The following is a 23,353-nucleotide window of genomic DNA, read 5'->3' as shown; positions in this document are numbered from 1 at the left end:
GGCGGGTTATGCCGACAGTCGTTGGGGTTCCTCATGATCGCCGGGATGGCCCTGGACCGACTTCTTGCGAAAATCCGCGATCGCGGCCTTGATGGCGTCCTCGGCCAGGACCGAACAGTGGATTTTCACCGGCGGCAGGGCCAGTTCCTCGGCAATCTGGGTATTCTTGATGGCGCCGGCCTCCTCCAGGGTTTTCCCTTTCACCCACTCGGTGAGCAGGCTGGAGCTGGCAATGGCGGAACCGCAACCGTAGGTCTTGAACCTGGCGTCCTCGATGACGCCGGCATCGTTGACCCGGATCTGCAGTTTCATCACGTCACCACAGGCCGGTGCGCCCACCATGCCGGTGCCCACGTGGGGGTCTGCCTTGTCCAGGGAGCCCACGTTGCGGGGGTTTTCGTAGTGGTCGATGACTTTGTCGCTGTAGGCCATGTTCGATTACCTCTCGAATGGGTTGTCCCGGGTGGCTCAGTGGGCCACCCACTCCACGGTCTTGAGATCCACCCCTTCCTGGTGCATTTCCCAGAGGGGGGACAGCTCGCGCAGCTTCTCCACCGCCGATTTGACCAGGGCGATGGTGTGATCGATGTCCTCCACGGTGGTATAGCGGCCCACGGAGAAGCGGATGGAACTGTGGGCCAGCTCATCATCCCGCCCCAGGGCACGCAGTACGTAGGAGGGCTCCAGACTGGCGCTGGTGCAGGCGGAACCGGAGGAGACGGCGATGTCCTTGAGGGCCATGATCAGGCTCTCCCCTTCCACGAAGTTGAAGGAGACATTGAGATTGCCGGCCACCCGTCGCTCCAGGTCACCATTGAGATAAACCTCGTCCATGCCGGACAGGCCTTCCCAGAGCCGGTCCCGCAGCATGCGCAGGCGCTCGTTCTCCGCCCCCATCTCCTCGCGGGCGATGCGAAAGGCCTCGCCCATGCCGATGATCTGATGGGGCGCCAGGGTGCCTGACCGCATGCCGCGCTCATGGCCGCCTCCGTGCATCTGGGCCTCAATCCGCACCCGGGGCTTGCGACTCACGTACAGGGCGCCCACGCCCTTGGGGCCATAGGTCTTGTGAGCCGAAAAACTCATCAGATCCACGGGCAGTTTCGACAGATCCAGAGGCACCTTGCCGGTGGACTGGGCGGCATCCACATGGAACAGGACACCGCGGGATCGGGTCAGGTTGCCGATGGCCTCGATATCCTGGATCACGCCGATCTCGTTGTTCACGTGCATCACGGAAACCAGCACCGTGTCGTCACGCAGGGCCGCCTCCAGCTTGGCCATGTCCAGCAGGCCGCTGGGCTCCGGGTCCAGGTAGGTGACTTCGAACCCTTCCCGTTCCAGTTGACGGCAGGTGTCGAGCACCGCCTTGTGCTCGGTCTTGACGGTGACGATATGACGTCCCTTCTTCTGGTAGAAATGGGCCGCCCCCTTGATGGCCAGGTTGTCCGCCTCGGTGGCACCGCTGGTCCAGACGATCTCCCGGGGATCGGCCCCCACCAGAGCGGCCACCTGCTCCCGGGCCTCTTCCACCGCCTTTTCCGCTTCCCAGCCGAAACTGTGGGAGCGGGAAGCGGGGTTGCCGAAGGCACCGCCCACGGTCATGAACCGGAACATCGTTTCCGCCACCCGCTCGTCGACCGGCGTGGTGGCGGCATAATCCAGGTAGATGGGCCTTCTCGATGACATGGGGATCTCCTCAGGCGGCGGAGCGACGGAAAATGAAATGCTGGTGGGCATGGCGAGGATGCTGCTGTTCCTGGCGCCGGGCGATCTGCTGAACCTCGGGACGGTTGGCGAACTGGTCCAGGGTGATCCCGTCCAGGAACGCAAACAGTTGCTGACTGAGTTCATCCCAAAGCTGGTGAGTCAGGCAACGCTGCCCGTCGTGGCAGTCACCGGTACCCAGGCAACGGGTCATCTTCACGTTTTCGTCCACCGCCATGATGATGCTCGCCACGGTGATCTCGTCGGCGGGCTGCGCCAGGCGATAGCCGCCGCCGGGACCCCGCACCCCCTCCACCAGACCATGCTTGCGCAGCTTGGCGAAGAGCTGTTCCAGGTAGGACAGGGAAATCCCCTGGGTCTGGGAAATATCCGCCAGGGTGACAGGGCCGATCCCATCGTGGATGGCCAGGTCCAGCATGGCGGTCACCGCGTATCGACTCTTGGTTGACAGTTTCATGGACGCCCCCTTCCTCGGTTGTCAGGCTTCACAATTCCCGACTTGCTAAGTCAGGTTTAGAGGCAGTCTCACAAAACCAAGCTGGGGAGTCAAGAATTTTTTGCAGCGGCGCCCTCAAACCGATGGCCCTGATGCAGGCAATAGCCGAGCCATTTATAGAGAAAGCGGTTGAAACGCCAGCGGTGCTCCAGGGCCTGCCAGTCCGGATGATCGCCCAGACTGACTTCCTCGCCGGAGCGACGGCAGGCACACCCCATCACTTCCACCTGACGGGCGTCATGATAGACCCGCAGATGCAGATTGGGGCTCTTGCGACGATGCCGTCCCTCGTCGCCTTCAAAGTGATAGGTCAGTATCAGGGTGGTGGTGTAGGGGCAACACTCGATCACCTCCAGATGCAGGTCCATGGCCCCCGCCACCCGGGAAACCAGCGCACCCTGCTGTGATCTCAGTTCGGGAGAGAGTCGGCGCAGGCGGATGTAATTAGCCTCATACAGGTCCATCAACGCCGCAAAACTGCGGGGCCTGGGGTCCAGATAGGCGGGTTTGCGAGCCTCGATCAACATGGGCGGCATATTACCAAGGAGAACACTGGGAAAGCCATCGAGCCGAGACCCTCCATGCCCGATCGGGACAGATGACCGCGTATTTGGTAACTTCAATGACTCAAGCCACTCACCGCCGCGAGCCCATGAACATCAACCTGGTTGCCACCACCCCCTTCAAAGACCAGAAACCGGGCACTTCCGGCCTGCGCAAGCAGGTACGCGTCTTTCAGCAGCCCCATTATCTGGAAAACTTCGTCCAGGCCGTCTTCAACACCCAGACTGCGCTCAAGGGCGGCACCCTGGTGCTGGGCGGTGATGGCCGCTACTTCAACCGGGAAGCCATCCAGATCATCCTGCGCATGGCGGCGGCTCACGGGGTGGCCAAGGTCATCGTGGGACTCGGCGGGATCCTCTCCACCCCGGCGGCCTCCTGTCTGATCCGACGCTACCGCACCCAGGGTGGACTCATCCTCTCTGCCAGCCATAACCCCGGCGGCCCCCATGCCGACTTCGGCATCAAGTTCAATACGCCCAACGGGGGACCGGCACCGGAAAAGGTCACCAATGAGATCCACGCCGCCACCCTGACGCTGAGCGAGTACCGGATTGCCGATATCCAGCACGTGGACATCGATCACCTGGGCACCAGCAAACTGGGCACCATGGAGATTGCCGTGGTGGATCCGGTGCAGGATTACGCGGCACTGATGCAGAACCTGTTCGACTTTGATCGCATGCGCGCCCTGTTCAACAGCGTTCCCTTCCGCATGCGTTTTGATGCCATGCACGCGGTGACCGGCCCCTATGCCCGGCGCATCCTGGAAGACATGCTCGGTGCCCCTCCGGGCACGGTGATGCGGGCCGAGCCGCTGGCGGATTTCGGCGGCCACCACCCGGACCCCAACCTGGTCCATGCGCACGATCTGGTGGAGGCCATGAACGGGCGCACCGGCCCCGATTTCGGTGCCGCCTCCGATGGGGACGGGGATCGCAACATGATCCTGGGGCGTCGCTTCTTCGTCACGCCCAGCGACAGTCTGGCGGTTCTCGCGGCCAATGCCCACCATGTTCCCGGCTACCGCGGCGGCATTGTCGGCATTGCCCGCTCCATGCCCACCAGCCAGGCGGCGGACCGGGTGGCGGAGCATTTGGGCATTGAGTGCTTCGAGACCCCCACCGGCTGGAAGTTCTTCGGCAACCTGCTGGATGCCGGCCGGGTCACCCTCTGCGGCGAGGAGAGTTTTGGCACCGGTTCCGACCATGTACGGGAAAAGGACGGGCTGTGGGCGGTGCTGTTCTGGCTCAACCTGCTGGCGGTGCGCCACGAATCGGTGGAAAACATCGTCAAGTCCCACTGGCGTCAGTTCGGACGCAATTATTACACCCGCCATGACTTCGAAGAGGTGGACGCCCAGCGGGCGGAAACCCTGATGAACCGGTTGCGGGACCGTTTGCCGGGCCTGACCGGCAAACGCCTGGGTGACCACACCGTGAGCCTGGCGGATGACTTCGCCTATGAAGACCCCATTGACGGGTCCATCAGTCAGGGACAGGGGGTTCGCATCCTGTTCGAGGGCGGTTCACGGCTGGTGTTCCGACTGTCGGGCACGGGTACGGCGGGGGCGACGCTGCGGCTCTACGTGGAACGGTATGAGCCGGATCCGCAACGGCACGCACTGGAGACCCAGTCGGCGCTGGCGCCGCTGATTGCCATTGCCCACGAGGTGGCGGGCATCCGGGAACATACCGGGCGCGAGGCGCCAACGGTGATCACCTGAAGAGACAAAAGGCCCTGTTTTCAGGCCCGCTCCCAGTCAAAGGCCAGCACCTGCCGGATGTGGTCGCAACCACTCAGGCACATGAGCAACCGGTCCACGCCCAGGGCCACGCCGGCGCAGTCCGGCAAACCCTCGGCCAGGGCCGCCAGAAGATGATGGTCCACCGCCACCGCCGCTTGCCCGGCGGCCCGGCGGCGGCGGTTGTCCGCCTCGAAACGGGCGCCCTGCTCCACCGCATCCCCCAACTCATGAAAACCGTTGGCCAGTTCCACCCCACCCCAATACAGCTCGAAGCGCTCGGCCACCGCCGGATTCTCCGGACAGATCCGGGCCAGCGCGGCCTGGCTGGCAGGATAATCATGGATGAAAGTCAGACCATCCGCGGGTAGCGCGGGTGCCACCACCATGGACATGATCAGGTCCAGCCAGCCATCCCGATCCAGTTCACCCCGCACATCCAGCCCGAGCGCCCGCGCCCTGTCGGCCAGTTCCCCGACATCGGCATGCAGGGGATCGATACCGGCATGATCGAGCATGGCCTGCCGGTAACTCAGCCAGATGGTCGGACGGGATAGCCGGTCACCGGCCAGACCACGCACCAGATCATCGACTTCAGCCATCAGCCGATGGTGGTCGAACCCGACCCGATACCATTCCAGCAGGGTGAATTCCGGATTGTGAAAGCGACCGGCTTCCCCGGCACGAAAGACCCGAGCAATCTGATAGATATCCCCCGACCCGGCGGCCAACAGGCGCTTCATGGGAAACTCAGGGGAGGTATGCAGCCAGAGGGTAGCCTCCGGCAGGGTCACGGTCAGGCTCTCGATGGCGGGATCCGTGGCCCCCGCCCGGGACAGGCAGGGGGTTTCCACTTCCAGCACCCCCCGCGCATGGAAAAAGTGGCGGATCGACCGAAGCAGATCCGCCCGACGACGCAACATCGCCGGAGCGGCGGAGGGAAACCAACTCACGCGCGGGAGACGTAGTCGCCGGTGCGGGTATCCACGCGGATCACGTCCCCTTCGTTCACGAACAGGGGCACCTTGACCACGGCCCCGGTCTCCAGCGTGGCCGGCTTGGTGCCGCCGGTGGCGGTGTCGCCGCGGATGCCCGGATCACACTGGGTAATCTTCAATTCCACGAAATTGGGCGGGCTGACCGACAGGGGTACGTTGTTCCACAGGGTCACGGTGCACATGTCCTGCTCCTTGAGCCACTTCATGGCATCAATGACCGCTGCCTCGTTGGCGGCATACTGCTCGAAACTCTCCGGCATCATGAAGTGCCAGAACTCGCCGTCGGCGTAGAGGTATTGCATGTCCGTGTCCATCACGTCGGCAGCTTCCACCGAGTCGCCGGACTTGAAGGTCTTGTCCAGCACGCGACCGGTCTTGAGGTTGCGCATCTTCACGCGATTGAAGGCCTGCCCCTTGCCGGGCTTGACGAACTCGTTTTCCACGATGGCGTACGGATCACCATCCAGCAGAATCTTGAGCCCGCTCTTGAATTCATTGGTACTGTACATTGCCATAACGATGCATCTCCGGATCGAGCAGGGCTCGAAGGGGTTTCCAACAGGGACAATCCCGGGTGGGCGGGGAATCTGGCAAACAGTCGGTCAAAACCGGCACAATGGGCTGGCCTGCCACGATCCACCCTGAAAAATCCGCCTATGATAACGCGATTAAATGTCCACCGTCAGTCGGCGGATTGGCAACGCGCCCTTGCCCAGGCCGTGACCGATCCGGAAGATCTGCTCAAGCGCCTGGGGCTGGACCCGGCCCTGCTGCCCGCCGCCCTGAAGGCCGCGGAACGCTTCCGGGTGCGGGTGCCCCTGGGTTACCTGGGGCGCATGACCCCCGGAGATCCCGCGGATCCCTTGTTGCGACAGGTCCTGCCCCTGGCCGAGGAATGCCTGGAAATCCCCGGCTTTCAGTGTGATCCAGTGGGAGATCTGGAGTCGATGCCGATCCCGGGGCTGTTGCACAAGTATCATGGTCGAGTGCTGCTGGTCACCTCCGGCGCCTGCGCCATCCATTGCCGTTACTGCTTCCGGCAGCATTTTCCCTATCGGGACGCCTCCGCCATCCGGGAAGCCTGGCCACGGATACTCTGCTATCTGCGCGCCCATGAAGAGGTACGCGAGGTGATCCTGAGCGGCGGCGACCCGCTGACCCTGAGCGATGACAAGCTGGCGGCGATGGTTTCGGATCTGGCCGGCATTCCCCATCTGCGCACCCTGCGCCTGCACAGCCGCCTGCCGGTGGTGCTGCCTGAGCGGATCGACGATGCGCTGCTGAGCTGGCTGACCGGCACCCGCCTGCGCCCGATCATGGTCATCCATGCCAATCACGCCCGTGAACTGGACGGTACCACCCGGGCGGCCATGGAACGCCTGGAACTGGCCGGCGTACGTCTGTTCAACCAGACCGTCCTGCTCAAGGGCATCAATGATGACCCGGACACCTTGGCGGCACTCAGTCATGCCCTGTTCGACAGCGGCGTGCAGCCCTATTACCTGCACATGCTGGATCCAGTGCAAGGTGCCGCACACTTTGCCGTCACCGAGGAGCGGGCCCTGGCCATCCTGGACCATCTGAACCGGCAGCTTCCCGGTTACCTGATACCGCGCCTGGTCCAGGACATCTCCGGGCGGGACAGCAAGACCCCTCTGGTTCGCACGTTTCAAACCGTGAGTGATTCCGCGGTTTGAAAACTGGAAAAATAAGGTCTATAGACGTTAAAATAGTGAACCCCATCACAGAAAACCAGTCTCAAGGCCGAGACATAGGCCCCCTCAGAGAGTGAAACGAGATGCTGGTCGGAACCCCCATGGTGCAGCTTCAAGGCGATGATGCCCTCCCTTTACAACCAAGGAAGGTCAAACGCTGGCTGAAGGCGCTGCCCATGGCGGACATGGGGGAGACAACCCGCAGATTGCTGCAGGCGCTCCAAGCACTGAACGGACGATCACTGCCCCCGGCAGAGCGTCTTGAGATCATGGAACTCCTGCATCCCTCCCTGCTCATGGTGCAGGATCACCTGGGACGCCACTTCATCAATCGCTCCCTTCCCCTGCCGCCGCGAGGCCTTCAAATTGCCCATATCGCGGGAGAACTGCTGGCGGAAACCAGCACCGGCTATCTGCGGGTTCTCAGGGATTTAAGGGGCATCAAGAAAACAGGACTCTCCACCAGACAGCTGACGACGGCCATCTACCAGGGTCTGAACATGCTGGGAGCCCAGCAGAGACACGCCGCACGCCTGTATCTGCCCGCCCCACCGGGAACCTGGCAGGCCATGCATGAACTCCTGGCCGATGCGGAATATCATGGCATTCTGCACCAGGAACTGACGGACGAGCAGTCGAAACAGCGCACCCCCGCTCAGGCCTACCTGCAAGCGGCCCTTCTGGCCCTGGCCGCTCCACTGACCCTGCGTCAAGGTGAATCGGACCGGCTGCATCGCCATCTGGAAGCCCATTGTGCAACCTGCCATATCGGATCGGACGCCCTGCCCGATCATGCCGGCATGCTCTACCGGATCGATCTGCGCAGCGACCGCGCGCCGGACTACATCACACCGGATGAACTGGACAACACGGCAACCAGCCGGTTCCTGCGGATCGCGCCACTGATTCGTCAACTCCGCGACCTGGTGCGTCAGGAAAACAGCCGGCCACTGGACAACGACCTGATCCACAGAGCCCTGATTGCTTGGACGAACACGGCTCGGCGGCGTTTCAACCGCACCGGACGCGCCGGTCGGATCGATGTGACCACCGGCCTGGCCGACATCCATCATTGCATCACTCGGAAGGTCGATGCCGACCTGGGCAAGCGCTCCACGGACACGGACTTGACCCAACTGTCGCTGCAAGAGATCGATTACAACCTCCGCTCCATGGAGATGGGCATCTCGGTACGTTATCTGGCTGACATGCCCAAAGACCTGGGATCTTCCGCCTGGGACAGCATTGCCAAGGGCAATCTGGTAACCAGCACCACCCTCCCGGACAACGGAACCGCGCCGCCGAGTCCTGAGACTCCGACCCCGCAGGCATGGCAGCTGGTGGATAGCAGTGCCGGCGGTTTTCGCCTGCGTTGGGAGCAACCTCAGGCAGGACGTGTCCAGGTGGGAGAGCTGGTCGGCCTGCGCAGCAGCCATGAGGGCGCCGGGGCCGGCTGGCAACTGGGCATCGTGCGCTGGATGATGTTTCATCCCGCAACCGGTCTGGAAATCGGGGTTCAGATTCTGGCCCCGCGCAGTCTGCCGATCATGTTAAGACGCGCCAAGCGGCGGCTGGCCCATGGGCAACCGCTGGAGGGACTCATGTCCCCCACCATTCAGGTACTGCAACAGGCCACCAGCCTGTTCTGTCCCGCCGGTGCCTTCCAGGTCGATGACGAAGTGGCCGTGATTTTGGCGGGACGCACTCTGTCCGTAAGGCTTACCCGCAAGCTGGCGCACTCCAGCCGCTTCGAACAGTTCGCCTATGAACCCCTCAAAGACTTGCCTCAAGACCGCGAAGACAGCGACCCGACGTTGGCGAGCCCGGCGATCTGGTCCAGTATCTAGAAAATATTGAAGCGGGAGTCCGGAATTTCCCGTCCGTGACCGGATTCCCACCTGCTGGGGCATGACCTGACAAGAATATCCAGTGGTATTGCCTGCCCTTGCCCGAGGACATCCGGACCCTTCGGGGCCACATCCCTGATTGGCGATATCGGGGCGCTTGTCTATATAATCGAGGCCAGTGACCTCCGCCGGCACCCAGCCCGGCCCCATCCCGCGCACTCAGGCCAGGCACCGAATGGACAACCTTCTACGCCTACTGATCATTGATGACAACCTAAACGACGCCGAGATGATGGTGAGCACGCTCAAGTCCGCCGGCCTGGCCGTCAGACCCGAGCGCGCAGAAGACGAAGAAGACCTGCTGGCCAAGCTGAAGCAGCACCCCCCGGATGTCATTGTCTGTACCCTCGGGCACCCTTCCCTCTCCCTTGAAAAAGTCATTCAGGCCAGTCGCCAGATGGGGCGTCATGCCCCCGTGGTCGCCGTGGCCACGAATCCCGATACCGATGTCGTGGAATGCCTGGAGTCCGGTGCTCACGACATGGTACGCAAGGGTCACCTGGATCATCTGCGCCTGGTGATCACCCGAGCCCTGACCTTTCAGCAGCAGTGGCGCTCCCTGAAGTCCCTGGAGTCTTCGCTGAGAGAAACGGAGCGACGCTGTAAGATGCTGTTGGACAATGCCCGGGATGCCATTGCCTATGTCCACGAGGGCATGCATCTTTACGCCAATCCTGCCTACCTGGGACTGTTCGGATTTGCCGACATCGAGGAGATTGAAGGCATCCCCATCATGGACATGGTGGTACGCGAGGACCAGCAAAAGCTGAAGGAATGTCTGCGACAGCATGACCACAGCCAGACCGAGGACGTGCCCGCCGACACCACCACCCAGACCCAGGAACTGCAACTCAAGTCCATTTCCGGAGAAAGCTTTTCGGCAGACATGGAATTCAGCAGTGCCATCGTCGACGGCGAACCCTGCATTCAGATACTCATCCGGTCCGAGGCGGGCGGAAACACCCGGGAACTGGAAAAGAAGCTCAACTATCTGTCGCAGCGCGACCTGATCACCGGCCTTTACAATCGGCAGTATTTTCTGGAGTGCCTGCAAAAGTCCCTGGGACAGGCCACCCAGGGCAAGTCCAATGCCACGCTGATCGAACTGGCCGTTGACCAGTTCAGCAACATCAGGGAACTGGTGGGTGTGGCCGGCGCGGATCTGGTGCTCAGCGACCTGGGCAAACTACTGGAAGAGGCCTGCGGCCAATCCGATATCGTGGCCCGACTTGAAGGGCAGGCCTACGGCATCCTCAGTCAACACTGGGAAATGCAGGACATCCTGCAGTTCACCCGGGATCTGCTCAGCCGGATATCAGAACACATCTGCGAAGTGGAAGGGCGCTCCATCAGCATCACCGCCTCCATCGGGGCCGTGCAGATCGACGAAAATGCACCCGATATCGATGAACTGCTGTCCCGATCACACAAGGCCTGCGAGGAGGCGGCGGCATCGGGCGGCAACCGGACGATCATCTATCAGCCCAAGGAAGGGGAGATGACCCAGAAGCAACTGGATGAGACCTGGTCCAGGCGCATCCATGAGGCGATGAAGGGCAACCGACTGATTCTGCTGTTCCAACCTCTCATCAGCCTCCACGGCGAGGCCGGGGAACGCTACGAAGTCTTCATGCGACTTCTCAACGAGGGGGGCGAGGCCATCAGCCCCAGTCACTTCATGCCCAGCGCGGAACGTACCGATCTGGCACGGCAGCTGGATCAATGGGTCATCGAACAGGCTCTCGTGACTCTCGCGGCACGGCGCAAAGCCGGACATGACACGGTATTTTTCATCAAGATCACCGGCGGCACCCTCCACGACCCGGGCATGGTTCCCTGGATTGCCGAGCGGCTCAAGGAGCACCGCATCCCGGCCGAATGCGTGGTGTTCCAGATCAAGGTGGCCACCGTGATCGCTCATCTCAAACAGGCCCGGGATCTGGTCAAGTCGCTCAAGAGCATTCACTGCCAGTTCGTTCTGGACGACTTCGGCGTCGGAATCAACCCCTTCCAGATACTGCAGCACATTCCGGTGGATTACCTGAAGGTGGATGCCTCCTATACCCGCAACCTGGTCAAAAGTCACGAAGACCAGGAAGTGCTCAAGCACCTCACGAACACAGGCCATACCCAGGGCAAGATGATCATTGCCCAGCAGGTGGAAGACGCCGCCACACTCTCGGTGCTCTGGGGCCTGGGCGTGAACTTCATTCAGGGGAATTTCCTGCAGGCGCCCTCCGGTGCCCTGGAATACGACTTCTCGTCCATGGGGTGACCCTGCCCTTCTCCCCCAAGGGGAGAAGGGAGGGCACTGAAGATCAGCGGCCGCCGGCCTTGAGGGCCATGATGCGCTCTTCCAACGGCGGGTGGGTCATGAACAGCTTCTTGATGCCGTCACCCATGCCACCCCGAATACCGAAGGCACGCATCTGATCGGGCATCTGGCTGGGCTGCCCCTGGGCGGCACGCAGGCGCTCCAGGGCGGCGATCATCTTCTCGCGGCCGGCCAGTTTGGCACCCCCTTCGTCGGCACGGAATTCCCGCTGACGGGAGAACCACATGACGATGATGGAGGCCAGGATGGCCAGGATGATTTCCGCCACGATGGTGGTCACCCAGAAGGCCGGGCCATGGCCTTCCTCGTTCTTGAACACCACCCGGTCCACCAAGTGACCGATGACGCGGGCCAGGAAGATCACGAAGGTGTTGATCACTCCCTGAATCAGGGCCAGGGTGACCATGTCGCCGTTGGCCACATGGGCCACTTCGTGTCCCAGCACGGCCTCCACTTCATCCCGGTTCATGTTGTGCATGAGGCCGGTGCTCACGGCCACCAGGGCATTGTTCTTGCTCATGCCGGTGGCAAAGGCGTTGGGGTCCGGTGAATCGAAGATGCCCACTTCCGGCATACCGATACCGGCCTGCTGGGCCTGACGGCGCACGGTGTCCACCAGCCAACGCTCGGTCTCGTTGCCGGGCTGCTCGATGACCTGCACGTTCATGGTCTTCTTGGCCATCCACTTGGAAATGGCCAGGGAGATGAAGGAGCCGCCAAAGCCGAAGACGGCGGCGAAGACCAGCAGGTTGCTCAGGTTCAGGTTGGTCCCTGATTCATCCAGGATGCGCTCCACTCCCAGAATCCGCAGGGTGATGCTTAACACCACGATGATGGCCAGGTTAGTGGCCAGGAACAGGGCGATGCGCTTCATGCTGTCTCCATGATCTGAAGGTTGGGGTTTGTCAATGAAAGGTCCGGCGTATTAGATGGGGTTTGGCATGAAAAATTCAAGCACAAAGCGTCAGTCCGCCACGTGCAGGGCATTACCCGGCTTTCACTGGACCGCTATGGAATCACGGCATTGAGGGCATCCACCTTCTGGAACCCCCGGGGCAGCTTCCGGCCCCGACGGCCCCGCTCTCCCAGGTACTCCTCCAGCTCCGGTCCCTTCACCGCCTTGAACTTTTTGCCGGCCACCACATTGAGCACCTCGCCCTCCGCTACCAGGGCCGGTTCCACCATCCATTCCTCCCTCGCCTTGAGACGGGCCGGGGGGATGCTGATGATCTTGTTGCCCTTGCCCCGGGCCATCCGGGGCAGGTCCGACAGGACCGTGACCAGCAGATAGCCATCACTGGTGGCTGCCGCCAGACGCTGACGCTCCAGATCCCGAATCCGGACCGGCGGCAGCACGTTGGCCCCCTCCGGTACCATCAGCACCACCTTGCCTCCCCGGTTGCGGGAAATCATGTCTTCCAAGGTGCAGATGAAGCCGTAGCCGTGATCGGTGGCCAGCAGGTAGAGATCGTCCGGCGCCCCCATCATCACGCCGACAAAGCGGGCACCGTCCGGTGGGGACAGACGCCCGGATAGGGGCTCCCCCTGCCCTCGCGCCGACGGCAGGGTATGGGCGGCCAGGGCATAGGTGCGACCGGTGGAATCGATGAACACCGCCTGCTGATTGCTGCGTCCGGGGGAAGCGGACAAAAAGCCGTCACCGGATTTGTAACTGAGTCCGGCGGCATCCACTTCATGGCCCTTGGCGGCGCGCACCCAGCCCATGCGGGAGAGCACCACGGTCAATGGCTCCGAGGGGATCAGGGCCGACTCGTCCAGGGCCTGGGCGGCGGCCCGCTCGACGATGGGGGAGCGACGATCATCACCAAACTTCTCCGCGTCGGCGGCGATCTCGTCACGCACCAGGTTCCTGAGCAGTTCGCCGGAGCCCAGGATGGCCCGTAACTGGTCACGCTCCCGGGACAACTCGTCCTGCTCACCGCGGATCTTCATTTCCTCCAGCTTGGCCAGATGGCGCAGCTTGAGTTCCAGGATGGCTTCGGCCTGGGCATCGGTGAGTCCGAAGCGTTCCATCAGCACCGGCTTGGGCTCGTCGTGCTCGCGAATGATGCGGATCACCTCGTCGATATTCAGATAGGCGATCAACAGCCCCGCCAGGATGTGCAGCCGCTTTTCCACCTTGTCCAGGCGCCACTGCAGGCGGCGACGCACGGTCTCGGTACGGAAGGACAGCCACTCGGTCAGGAGCTGGACCAGGTTTTTCACCTGGGGCCGACCGTCCAGACCGATGACGTTCAGGTTCACCCGATAACTGCGCTCCAGATCCGTGGTGGCGAACAGGTGGGCCATGAGACCCGGGATGTCCACCCGGTTGGAGCGGGGTGTGATCACCAGTCGGGTGGGATGCTCATGGTCCGACTCATCCCGCAGATCCTCCACCATCGGCAGTTTCTTGGCGTTCATCTGGGCGGCGATCTGTTCCAGTACCTTGGCCCCGGAGACCTGATGAGGCAGGGCCGTGATGATGATGTCGCCGTTTTCCCGTTCATAACGGGCACGCATGCGCAGACTGCCGTTACCGGTGCGGTACAGGGCCACCAGTTCCCGGCGGGGGGTGATGATCTCCGCCTCGGTGGGAAAGTCCGGCCCCTGGACATGGCGGCACAGATCCTCCACCGAGGCCTCGGGATGGGCCAGCAGGTGGATGCAGGCGGCGGCCACTTCCCTGAGATTATGGGGCGGGATGTCCGTGGCCATGCCGACGGCGATGCCGGTGCCGCCGTTGAGCAGCACGTTGGGCAGACGGGCGGGGAGGACCCGGGGCTCTTCCAGGGTGCCGTCGAAGTTGGGCACCCAGTCGGCGGTCCCCTGCCCCAGTTCCGACAGCAGCAGCTGGGCATAGGGGGACAATCGCGCCTCGGTATAGCGCATGGCGGCAAAGGACTTGGGATCGTCCGGCGACCCCCAGTTGCCCTGGCCGTCCACGAAGGGATAGCGGGAAGAGAAGGGCTGGGCCAGCAGCACCATGGCCTCATAGCAGGCAGAATCCCCATGGGGATGAAACTTGCCCAGCACGTCCCCCACGGTACGGGCGGACTTCTTGTGCTTGGAGACGGCGGACAGGCCCAGCTCGCTCATGGCGTAGATGATGCGTCGCTGCACGGGTTTGAGCCCGTCCCCCACGTGGGGCAGGGCACGGTCCAGGATGACGTACATGGAGTAGTCCAGGTACGCCTTTTCGGTAAAGGTCTTGAGCGGCAGGCGTTCGACGCCTTCCAGGTTCAGATCGTAATGGCTCATGAATGTCCGTCGATTGCGGGCAAGGAATCGGGAAGCTTCAGTCCTCTTCGGACTTCATGTCCCGCAGGTACAGCCAGCCCATGGGGATCATCAGCAGATAGCCGCCCACGGTGAGTATCCAGGCGTAACCCGGGAAGCGCCAGGCCGGAGGATAGAGTCCCCCCATGCCGGCGGTGGCCAGTTCCATGATGCCCACCATGGCCATGATGATGCCCGCGAAACTGAGCAGGACCAGCGCCAGACGCTTTCCGAATCCGATGGGTGTTGCCATTTCAAGCTCCTGTTTCCGTGTGAGTCCCGCACTGGGTGCGGCACTCTGAATCACTCAGATCACTTCGGCCAGGTGGCCCTTGTGCTCCAGCCAGCCCTTGCGGTCCGCCGCCCGCTTCTTGGCCAGCAGCATGTCCAGCAGGGCATCGGTCCCATCCCCCTCATCCAGGGTGAGCTGGACCAGACGCCGGGTATCCGGGGCCATGGTGGTCTCCCGCAACTGCAACGGGTTCATCTCGCCCAGACCCTTGAACCGGGTCACCGCCACCTTGCCCTTCTTCTTCTCCGCCGCAATGCGTTGCAGCACCCCCTGCTTTTCCTCCTCGTCCAGGGCATAGAAGATCTCCTTGCCCACGTCGATGCGGAACAGGGGCGGCATGGCCACGTACACCCGACCCTGGGCCACCAGCGGACGGAAATGACGCAGGAACAGGGCACACAGCAGGGTTGCGATGTGGGCACCGTCGGAGTCCGCGTCCGCCAGGATGCAGATCTTGCCGTAACGCAGGTCCTTCAGGTCCGCGGATCCGGGATTCACGCCGATGGCCACGCTGATGTCATGAATCTCCTGGGAACCCAGCACCTGATCCGGATCCACCTCCCAGGCGTTGAGGATCTTGCCCCGCAGGGGCATGATGGCCTGAAACTCCCGGTCGCGGGCCTGCTTGGCGCTGCCGCCGGCGGAATCCCCTTCCACCAGGAACAGTTCGGTCCGCGCCAGATCCTGGGCCGCGCAGTCGGCCAGCTTGCCGGGCAGGGTCGGCCCCTGGGTCACCTTCTTGCGCACCACCTTCTTGCCCGCCCGCAGCCGACGCTGGGCCGAGGAGATGGCCAGTTCGGCGATGCGCTCCCCCGCCGCCGGATGCTGGTTCAACCACAGGCTGAAACTGTCCTTGACCACGCCGGACACGAACGGTGCCGCCTCCCGGGAGGACAGGCGCTCCTTGGTCTGCCCGGCGAACTGGGGATCGAGCATCTTGAAAGACAGGATGTAGGACACCCCGTCCCAGACATCCTCGGGAGCCAGCTTGACGCCCCGGGGAATCAGATTGCGAAACTCGCAGAATTCCCGCACCGCGTCGGTCAGGCCGGTGCGCAGACCATTCACATGGGTGCCGCCCTGGGCGGTGGGGATCAGGTTCACATAACTCTCGGCCACGCCCTCGCCACCCTCCGGCAGCCAGACCACGGCCCAGTCCGCGGCGTCGGTGTCGCCGGAGATGCTGCCCATGAAGGGCTCTTCGGGCAAGGTCTCCGCCCCCTGCAGCGCCTCCATGAGGTAGTCCTTCAGGCCCGCCTCGTAACGCCAGTCACAGTGCTCGCCGGTGACCTCGTCATGGAAGGACATGGCCAGACCGGGACAGAGCACCGCCTTGGCCCGCAGCACGTGCTTGAGCCGGGGCACCGAGAATTTCGGGCTGTCGAAATATTTGGGATCGGGCCAGAAGCGCAGCATGGTGCCGGTGTTGCGGCGACCCACCTCCCCCACCACCTTCAGATCACTGAGCTTGTGACCGTCGGCAAAGGCCATGTGATGTTCCTTGCCGTCACGACGGATCCAGACTTCCAGCTTCAGGGACAGGGCATTGACCACGGAGACACCCACCCCGTGCAGGCCGCCGGAGAACTTGTAGCTCTTGTTGGAGAACTTGCCGCCCGCGTGCAGGGTACCCAGGATCACCTCCACCCCGGGACGCTTTTCCTTGGGGTGCAGGTCCACGGGCATGCCGCGGCCGTCGTCGCTGACCGACAGGGAACCATCGCCGTGGAGCACCACGTCGATGCGTCCGGCGTGGCCGGCAAGGGCCTCGTCCACGGAATTGTCGATCACCTCCTGGGCCATGTGATTAGGCCGGGTGGTGTCGGTATACATGCCCGGGCGCTTGCGCACCGGGTCCAGTCCGGAGAGGACTTCGATATCTGAGGCGGTATAGGAACTGGCGCTCATGCGCAATACTTCCGGCTGCAAAGGCGCGCCTAATGTATGAAACATCACAACAAGTTACAAGCGCGCGGCGGGAACACCCCTTGAAACGGGACGGCGGGAGCCCCAACAATGGGAAGGAGGCAGTGACCAAAGCCTTTGCCGTCACTTTCGCGAAAGCGGGAGCCCAGCGCTTTCAGTCCTTAACTGGATTCCCGCTTACGCGGGAATGACGTGACAGCCGATGGGTCTGTCAGCCTGGAAACCTCATCACAATGGGTCACCCCCTACCTACAACCACAGGATCTTCTACCCATGAGCCTTTCTCCCTTCATCGTCGATGTCACGGAAGCCGACTTCCAGCAAGTGGTGATCGAAGGTTCCCGCGAACACTTGGTGCTGGTGGACTTCTGGGCCGACTGGTGCCAGCCCTGCAAGATGCTGCTGCCCCTGCTCTCGGGACTGGCGGAGGAATATGGCGGCAAGTTCGTGCTGGCCAAGGTGAACAGTGACCGGGAACAGGGACTGGCCATGGAGCACGGCGTGCGCAGCATCCCGACGGTGATCTTCTACCGGGACGGCAGGCCGGTGGATCAGTTCATGGGCATGCAGCCCGAATCCGCCATTCGTGCCCAACTGGAAAAATACCTGCCCGGCCCCGAGGCGGCCGAGCGGGAGGCGGCGCAAGCAGCCCTGGCGGCGGGGGACGCGACCCGGGCGGTGACTCTGCTGGAGGAGGCGCTGCAAGGTCATCCTGACCGGCAGGCACTGAAGATCGACCTGGCTGACGCCCTGATGCAGGCCGGACGGGCGGATGAGGCGGAAACCGCCATCAAGACCCTGCCCATGGATCTGTATGAACAGGAGGCGGTGCGCTTGCTGGAAGCCCGACTCCATTTTGCGCGGGCGGTCGGGCAACCGGAAACCCTGTCGGCGCTGGAAAAAAGACTGGCAACCGATCCGGATGACCCGGACGCCCTACATCGACTGGGCTGCGCGTTGATCCTCAAGGGAGAGCATCAGGCCGGACTGGAGAAGTTGCTCCAGCTCATGCGCAAGCACCGCAAGTATGGTGACGATGCCGGCCACAAGGGCCTGCTGGCGGCATTCGAACTGCTGGGGGCAAGACACCCACTGGTGAACGAGTATCGGCGCAGGATGATGGCGCTGATGTACTGATCCCGGCAGGACCGCTCCCACACCCACCCATCTCCCCCGTGGAGATGGGTGGGGATGAGAAAAGGATCACTGGGCCGCGGCTTTCACGTGCCGGATCATTTCCATGATGTCGCCGGCCGGACGATAGCCGGGGATCAGGTCGCCGCTTTCCAGCAGGATGGCCGGAGTGCCGTTGATGCCCATCATCTGCCCCATGATGACGTGTTCCATGACCGGCGTGTCACAGGTCTTTTCCGTGACATTCTTGCCGTCCTTGACCTGATCCATGGCCTTGGCGCGGTCATCGGCACACCAGATACCCACCATCTTGCGGAAGGTGGGGCTGCCCTCGCCGGAACGGGGGAACATGGCATAACGCACCTTGACCCCCTGCTCGGTCAGCGCCGGCACTTCTTCATGCAGGCGGCGGCAATAGGGGCAATCCACATCGGTGAACACGGTGATGACATGCTCGGTCCTGCCCTTGGGGGCATAGACCACCATGCCGGCTTCATCCATTTCGGTCAGCATCTCGCGCCGCCCCAAGGAGCGGGATGCCGCCGTCAGGCTGCGCCGGGTGTCCAGTTCCACCAGCTCACCATCCAGGACATACCGGCCATCCGCGCTGATGTAGAACAGCTGAGCCCCGTATCTCACCTCATAGAGTCCCTTCACCGGCGTTTCCAGGATGCTGGTGGGTTCGGCATTGGGCACCAGCAGGGAGACCCGCTCCTTGAGCTGTCGCTGGATCTGGGCGTCGGCACCGGCCATGGCCGGCACCGCCAGCAGGATAACGAGGACAAGCGAAAGACCGTATCTGTACATGTAGATGACTCTTTGGTGGTGTTTGGCGATCACTGCAAATCGCAACGCTGTCAGGGTAAGACAAGGCACGGCGCCATTCGATCCCCTGGCAAGACATGAGATTCATCAAAGGGGGGCCATGGTAACGGGAACCGGTGGTGGGTTCACCCCCTGGGATGATGGACGGCGTGCAGATCCTTGAGCCGCTGCGTGGCCACATGGGTATAGATCTGGGTCGTGGAGAGGCTGGAATGGCCCAGCAACATCTGCACCACCCGCAGATCCGCCCCATGATTGAGCAGGTGGGTGGCAAAGGCGTGACGCAGGGTATGGGGCGAGAGGTGCTTACGGATGCCCGCGCTTTGCGCATGGCGCTTGATCAGGTACCAGAAGGCCTGCCGGGTCATGCCCTCGCCCCGACGGGTGACGAACAGGGCCTCCGACTGACCATGGCCCTGCATCAGTGCCGGCCTGCCCTCCGCCAGATAACGTTCCAGCCAGTCCATGGATTCCTCCCCCAGGGGGACCAGCCGCTCCTTGCCGCCCTTGCCCAGGGTACGTACCACCCCATGACGACGGCTCACCTGTCCCAGCCGCAGCCCCACCAACTCCGAGACCCGCAGCCCGGTGGCGTAAAGCACCTCCAGCATGGCCCGGTCGCGCAGACCGTTGGTGTCCTCCACGTCCGGGGCGGCCAGCAGGGCCTCCACCTCCGCCTCGGTCAGGGTATCGGGCAACGGCCGCCCCAGCCGGGGGGCATCGATACGGGCGGTGGGATCATCCCGGATCTGGCCGGCCTGGAGCAAAGAGCCGTAGAAACGACGCAGGGTGGACAGCAACCGCGCCAGGCTCCGCGGCTTGGCCCCGGCCTCCAGGCGCAGGGCCAGATAGGCCAGCAATCGCCCCCGGTCCGCGTCGGCCAGGGAGATACCTTCCATCTCCAGATATCGGGCCAGACCGCTCAGATCGGCCCGGTAGGCCGCCAGGGTGTGCTGACTCAGGCCTTCCTGCATCCATAGTGTGTCGAGAAACCGGTCGATGACCGGCTGATCCTTGAGTCCTTCCGCCACGAATCAACCCTTGTCCTCGGTTTTCTTCTCCACCACCCGGGGAAGTCCATCCCCCAGCAGATCCTTGAAGGCGCTTACCAGGTCCATCGGGAACGGGAAGATGACGGTGGAGGCGTTCTTGTTGGTCATGTCGCTCATGGTCTGCAGATAGCGCAACTGCAGGGCCTGAGGGCTGCGGGCAATGATGTCGGCGGCCTCGGTCAGCTTCACCGCCGCCTGCAGTTCCCCTTCGGCGTGGATCACCTTGGCCCGACGTTCACGCTCGGCCTCCGCCTGCCGGGCAATGGCACGGATCATGGTTTCGTTGAGATCCACGTGCTTGATCTCCACGTTGGCCACCTTGATGCCCCAGGCATCGGTCTGGGAATCCAGGATGCTCTGGATGTCGTCGTTGAGCTTGTCCCGCTCCGACAGCATTTCATCCAGATCATGCTTGCCCAGCACGGAACGCAGCGTGGTCTGGGCCAGCTGGCTGGTGGCGTTGTAATAATCCTCCACCTGGATGATGGCCTTGGCCGGGTCCACCACCCGGAAATAGAGCACCGCGTTCACCCGCACCGTGACGTTGTCCTGGGAGATCACGTCCTGGCTGGGCACGTCCAGGGTGATGACCCGAAGGTCCACCCGGACCATCTGTTGAATGCCGGGAATGACGATGATCAGACCCGGTCCCTTGACCGACTGAAATCGTCCCAGAAAGAAGATGACGCCCCGTTCATACTCCGGAAGAATCCGGATGGACATCACCAGAAAGCCGAGAATCAGGCCCAGCGGGACCAATAGCGCGGTGATCATGATGTAACAGCTCCTGTCGTGATGGTCTTGTCGGAGACGGGCTCGACGGTCAGCGTCAGTCCGTCGATGGACTTGACATGGACGGTGTCTCCCTTGGCCAGGGGCACATCGCAACGAGCCAGCCAGGATTCACTATGCACCCAGACCCGGCCGCTGCCGCCGGAAAAATGCTTCATGACGGTGCCGGTGGCGCCGATGAGCTCTTCCCGGCCGGTGGTGACCTGACGGCTGCGGATACCCACCAGCTTGCCCAGCACCCACATCAGGAAGGCGGCGGAGACCAGGGCGGTGCCGCCCACCAGGGGCAAGGAGATATGCAGGTTGGCCTCGTCCACCAGGATGATGGACCCTACCACGAAGGCGGCGATGCCACCGAAGCCCAAAATGCCGAAACTGGGCAGGAAGGCCTCGGCGATCATGAAGACGATGCCCAGGAAGATCAGGGCCAGACCGGCATAATTGATGGGCAGTACCTGGAAGGCGTACAGGGCCAGTACCAGACAGATGGCCCCGACCACCCCGGGGAAGATATTGCCGGGGTTGGCCAGCTCGAAGATGATGCCGTAGATGCCCACCAACATCAGGATATAGGCAATATTGGGATTGGTGATCACTGCCAGCAGGCGGGTGCGCCAGTCGGGTTCCAGCTCCACCAGCTGCAGGTTTTCGGTGTTGAGCTCACGTTCGCCCACCTCCAGCTTGACCACCCGGCCATGGATCTGGCCGAGCAGATCCTCCAGACTTTCGGCCACCACGTCGATGACGTTCTTTTCCAGGGCATCGCTGGCGGTCAGGCTGACCGCTTCGCGCACGGCCTCCTCGGCCCAGTCCGCATTGCGCCCCCGCAGCTCCGCCAGTCCGCGGATGTAGGCCACCGCGTCCTCCAGCACCTTGCGCTCCATGGCCGTGGCGCCACGGCGCGGCTGCGGCTTGGCTTCCTCCTTGGCCTCGGTCTCCGCGGCATCCGATTCCCGTACCTCATCCGCGGTCCCGTCGTCTGCCGTCACATCCAGGCGTTGGTCGGACTCGCCCCCAGGCCGCTCCTGGGGCTCGTCGGGCATGCCCGGCATCCCGCCCACCTGCACCGGCGTGGCCGAACCCAGATTGGTGGCGGGGGCCATGGCGGCAATGTGGCTGGCATAGAGCAGATAGGTGCCGGCGCTGGCCGCCCTGGCACCGGAAGGCGACACATAGGTGACCACGGGAACGGGCGAGGACAGAATGCCCTTGATCATGTCGCGCATCGCGGTATCCAGACCGCCGGGGGTGTCCATGCGAACCACCACCACCTCGGCATTGCGCTCCCGTGCCTTCTCCAGTCCACGCACGAAATAATCGCTGGTGGCCGGCCCGATGGCGCCCTCCACATTCAGGATCAGGGCGATCCGTCCCTCCTGTGCCTGAGTCACGAAGGCCAGCCCGCCCCCCAGGCACAGCAGCAGAAACCACAGCATCAGCCGGGCCGGGAATGATCGGGACGAACGGAAGGATCGGATCATGGTTGTCACGACGAATGGACCTCGTACAGTGCGGCCAGGTCACGCTCCAATAGAGACTGGTCACCCAAATTGAGCTCTACCAGACGTTTGAGGTGCTGGGCACTCTCCAGTTCCATCTGGGTGATCCTAAGCCCCAGATCCCGACCTTCGATACGCTGCAATTGCACCATGAGCAGAATGTCCAGTTCCTCGGCCAGGGGCACCCGCAGATAGGCATATTCACCCAGGCGCCGCTGGGGCATGGGCCGGGCAGTTCGCACAAGCACCCCCTGCAGGGAGAGATCCACCAGTTCCACCGGGGTTTCGTCCGGCGACTCCAGGGTCATGTAGGCCACGCCCTTGAAGCTGACCCGATGAAAATGACGCCGTTCCTGACTCTGTTCTTCGCTCATGGGGTCCTCATCGCATGCCAATGGCGGGGGATCCGGTCATCCACCGACCTCCCACGAGTATAAGACCGCGCCGGGTGCTTTGCTGAAAAGCCCGCGACCGGGGCTATAATGCCCGCCCATCCCGCGGCTTCATCCATCCCCCAAGACACGCACCGACGCAGCCGGAACTTGCCATGACCGACGCCCAGACATCCGCCCCCCTCCAGCCCATCGGCATCCTGCGCCGCCTGGCCTGCATCGTCTATGAGAGCATGCTGCTCCTGGCCGTACTCATGCTGACCGCGCTGGGCGCCACCTTGCTGACCGGTCTCACCGAGGAACACCCCCTGTTCCCGCTGTTCACCCTGTTCACCCTGTGCGTGGCCTTTCTCTATTTCGGCTGGTTCTGGACCCGGGGAGGTGTGTCCCTGGCCATGCAGACTTGGCGCATTCAGCTGGTGGGCCGGCGGGGGCAGGCCGTGACCTGGATGCACGCCATGCGCCGTTTCCTGGTGGCCCTGCTGCAGTGGGTGGTGATCCTCGTCGGTCTCCAGGCTTGGCGCACCGGCTTGTGGCCGGTGGCGCTGGGCGTGCTGGTGGTGGTGGCCGCCGGTCTGGTCTGGACCTGGCGCCACCCGCAGAAGCTGATGCTGCACGACCTGCTGTCGGACACCCGCCTGGTGCGCCTGCCGGATCACAAGAAAACCGGGGTTTGAA

Annotated in this window: 21 protein-coding genes; 6 read left to right on the top strand and 15 right to left on the bottom strand. The window is 63.0% G+C overall.

Annotated elements, in window-relative coordinates; genetic code table 11:
• Positions 1–6 precede the first annotated feature (6 nt).
• The 4 genes from iscU to LQD11_RS02080 all read right to left on the bottom strand — a co-directional run bounded on the left by iscU (position 7) and on the right by LQD11_RS02080 (position 2,751).
• On the bottom strand, positions 7–432 hold the full coding sequence (iscU, locus tag LQD11_RS02095; RefSeq protein WP_238616057.1) for a Fe-S cluster assembly scaffold IscU: 426 nt from the start codon (positions 430–432) through the stop codon (positions 7–9).
• A gap of 36 nt (positions 433–468) precedes the next feature.
• Positions 469–1,689: an IscS subfamily cysteine desulfurase gene (locus tag LQD11_RS02090; RefSeq protein ID WP_238616056.1), complete on the bottom strand. Its 1,221-nt coding sequence runs from the start codon at positions 1,687–1,689 to the stop codon at positions 469–471.
• Between the two features lie 10 nt (positions 1,690–1,699).
• A complete protein-coding gene (locus LQD11_RS02085; RefSeq protein ID WP_200176050.1) occupies positions 1,700–2,185 on the bottom strand; it encodes an Rrf2 family transcriptional regulator in 486 nt (161 codons plus the stop codon).
• A gap of 89 nt (positions 2,186–2,274) precedes the next feature.
• The gene (locus LQD11_RS02080) at positions 2,275–2,751 is read right to left on the bottom strand and encodes a DUF1249 domain-containing protein (protein ID WP_238616055.1); all 477 of its coding nucleotides are present in this window, start codon (positions 2,749–2,751) and stop codon (positions 2,275–2,277) included.
• A gap of 125 nt (positions 2,752–2,876) precedes the next feature.
• Between LQD11_RS02080 and LQD11_RS02075 the strand changes: the two genes are divergently transcribed.
• Complete coding sequence (locus LQD11_RS02075) at positions 2,877–4,511, top strand: alpha-D-glucose phosphate-specific phosphoglucomutase (protein ID WP_238616146.1); 1,635 nt, start codon at positions 2,877–2,879, stop codon at positions 4,509–4,511.
• 20 nt (positions 4,512–4,531) lie between these two features.
• Here the strand turns inward: LQD11_RS02075 and epmA are convergent, their stop codons facing one another.
• Both epmA and efp read right to left on the bottom strand, forming a co-directional pair.
• Positions 4,532–5,482 carry an EF-P lysine aminoacylase EpmA gene (gene epmA / locus LQD11_RS02070; protein WP_338081461.1) on the bottom strand — a complete coding sequence of 317 codons (951 nt, stop codon included), beginning with the start codon at positions 5,480–5,482 and terminating at the stop codon, positions 4,532–4,534.
• On the bottom strand, positions 5,479–6,042 hold the full coding sequence (gene efp / locus LQD11_RS02065; RefSeq protein WP_008931599.1) for an elongation factor P: 564 nt from the start codon (positions 6,040–6,042) through the stop codon (positions 5,479–5,481). The genes epmA and efp overlap by 4 nt, the downstream gene beginning before the upstream one ends.
• 141 nt (positions 6,043–6,183) lie before the next feature.
• Here efp and epmB point away from each other — a divergent pair, with 141 nt between their 5' ends.
• The 3 genes from epmB (at position 6,184) to LQD11_RS02050 (ending at position 11,424) form a co-directional block, all read left to right on the top strand.
• Positions 6,184–7,224 (top strand): EF-P beta-lysylation protein EpmB, encoded by a 1,041-nt coding sequence (gene epmB, locus LQD11_RS02060; RefSeq protein WP_238616054.1) that lies wholly within the window; start codon positions 6,184–6,186, stop codon positions 7,222–7,224.
• Positions 7,225–7,325: 101 nt separating this feature from the next.
• On the top strand, positions 7,326–9,089 hold the full coding sequence (locus LQD11_RS02055) for a hypothetical protein (protein ID WP_238616053.1): 1,764 nt from the start codon (positions 7,326–7,328) through the stop codon (positions 9,087–9,089).
• 235 nt (positions 9,090–9,324) lie between these two features.
• Entirely contained in the window at positions 9,325–11,424 is a 2,100-nt protein-coding gene (locus LQD11_RS02050; protein WP_238616052.1) for an EAL domain-containing response regulator, read from the top strand.
• 43 nt (positions 11,425–11,467) lie between these two features.
• Here LQD11_RS02050 and htpX read toward each other — a convergent pair whose 3' ends face one another.
• The 4 genes from htpX to parE all read right to left on the bottom strand — a co-directional run bounded on the left by htpX (position 11,468) and on the right by parE (position 16,963).
• On the bottom strand, positions 11,468–12,358 hold the full coding sequence (gene htpX, locus LQD11_RS02045; RefSeq protein ID WP_238616051.1) for a protease HtpX: 891 nt from the start codon (positions 12,356–12,358) through the stop codon (positions 11,468–11,470).
• Between the two features lie 134 nt (positions 12,359–12,492).
• Positions 12,493–14,745: a DNA topoisomerase IV subunit A gene (parC, locus tag LQD11_RS02040; protein ID WP_238616050.1), complete on the bottom strand. Its 2,253-nt coding sequence runs from the start codon at positions 14,743–14,745 to the stop codon at positions 12,493–12,495.
• Positions 14,746–14,782: 37 nt separating this feature from the next.
• Positions 14,783–15,016: a hypothetical protein gene (locus tag LQD11_RS02035; RefSeq protein ID WP_008931591.1), complete on the bottom strand. Its 234-nt coding sequence runs from the start codon at positions 15,014–15,016 to the stop codon at positions 14,783–14,785.
• Between the two features lie 54 nt (positions 15,017–15,070).
• Complete coding sequence (gene parE / locus LQD11_RS02030; protein WP_238616049.1) at positions 15,071–16,963, bottom strand: DNA topoisomerase IV subunit B; 1,893 nt, start codon at positions 16,961–16,963, stop codon at positions 15,071–15,073.
• Positions 16,964–17,254: 291 nt separating this feature from the next.
• On the opposite strand from parE, the gene trxA reads away from it, so the two are divergent.
• Complete coding sequence (gene trxA, locus LQD11_RS02025; RefSeq protein WP_238616048.1) at positions 17,255–18,118, top strand: thioredoxin; 864 nt, start codon at positions 17,255–17,257, stop codon at positions 18,116–18,118.
• Between the two features lie 66 nt (positions 18,119–18,184).
• Here trxA and LQD11_RS02020 read toward each other — a convergent pair whose 3' ends face one another.
• The 5 genes from LQD11_RS02020 to LQD11_RS02000 all read right to left on the bottom strand — a co-directional run bounded on the left by LQD11_RS02020 (position 18,185) and on the right by LQD11_RS02000 (position 22,657).
• A complete protein-coding gene (locus tag LQD11_RS02020; protein WP_238616047.1) occupies positions 18,185–18,922 on the bottom strand; it encodes a DsbC family protein in 738 nt (245 codons plus the stop codon).
• Positions 18,923–19,065: 143 nt separating this feature from the next.
• On the bottom strand, positions 19,066–19,971 hold the full coding sequence (gene xerD, locus LQD11_RS02015) for a site-specific tyrosine recombinase XerD (protein WP_008931587.1): 906 nt from the start codon (positions 19,969–19,971) through the stop codon (positions 19,066–19,068).
• A 3-nt stretch (positions 19,972–19,974) separates the two neighbouring features.
• Entirely contained in the window at positions 19,975–20,766 is a 792-nt protein-coding gene (locus LQD11_RS02010) for a slipin family protein (protein WP_238616046.1), read from the bottom strand.
• Positions 20,763–22,265, bottom strand: coding sequence for an NfeD family protein (locus LQD11_RS02005; protein WP_238616045.1), 1,503 nt, complete (start codon positions 22,263–22,265; stop codon positions 20,763–20,765). The genes LQD11_RS02010 and LQD11_RS02005 overlap by 4 nt, the downstream gene beginning before the upstream one ends.
• A 5-nt stretch (positions 22,266–22,270) precedes the next feature.
• Positions 22,271–22,657 carry a PilZ domain-containing protein gene (locus LQD11_RS02000; protein ID WP_008931584.1) on the bottom strand — a complete coding sequence of 129 codons (387 nt, stop codon included), beginning with the start codon at positions 22,655–22,657 and terminating at the stop codon, positions 22,271–22,273.
• A gap of 173 nt (positions 22,658–22,830) precedes the next feature.
• On the opposite strand from LQD11_RS02000, the gene LQD11_RS01995 reads away from it, so the two are divergent.
• Positions 22,831–23,352 carry an RDD family protein gene (locus LQD11_RS01995; RefSeq protein WP_238616044.1) on the top strand — a complete coding sequence of 174 codons (522 nt, stop codon included), beginning with the start codon at positions 22,831–22,833 and terminating at the stop codon, positions 23,350–23,352.
• Position 23,353 lies beyond the last annotated feature (1 nt).

This window comes from Ectothiorhodospira shaposhnikovii (assembly GCF_022227765.1).
GTDB lineage: Bacteria > Pseudomonadota > Gammaproteobacteria > Ectothiorhodospirales > Ectothiorhodospiraceae > Ectothiorhodospira.
Note: the sequence above shows the minus strand (reverse complement) of the source record. Positions and strands in the feature narration are given on the sequence as shown.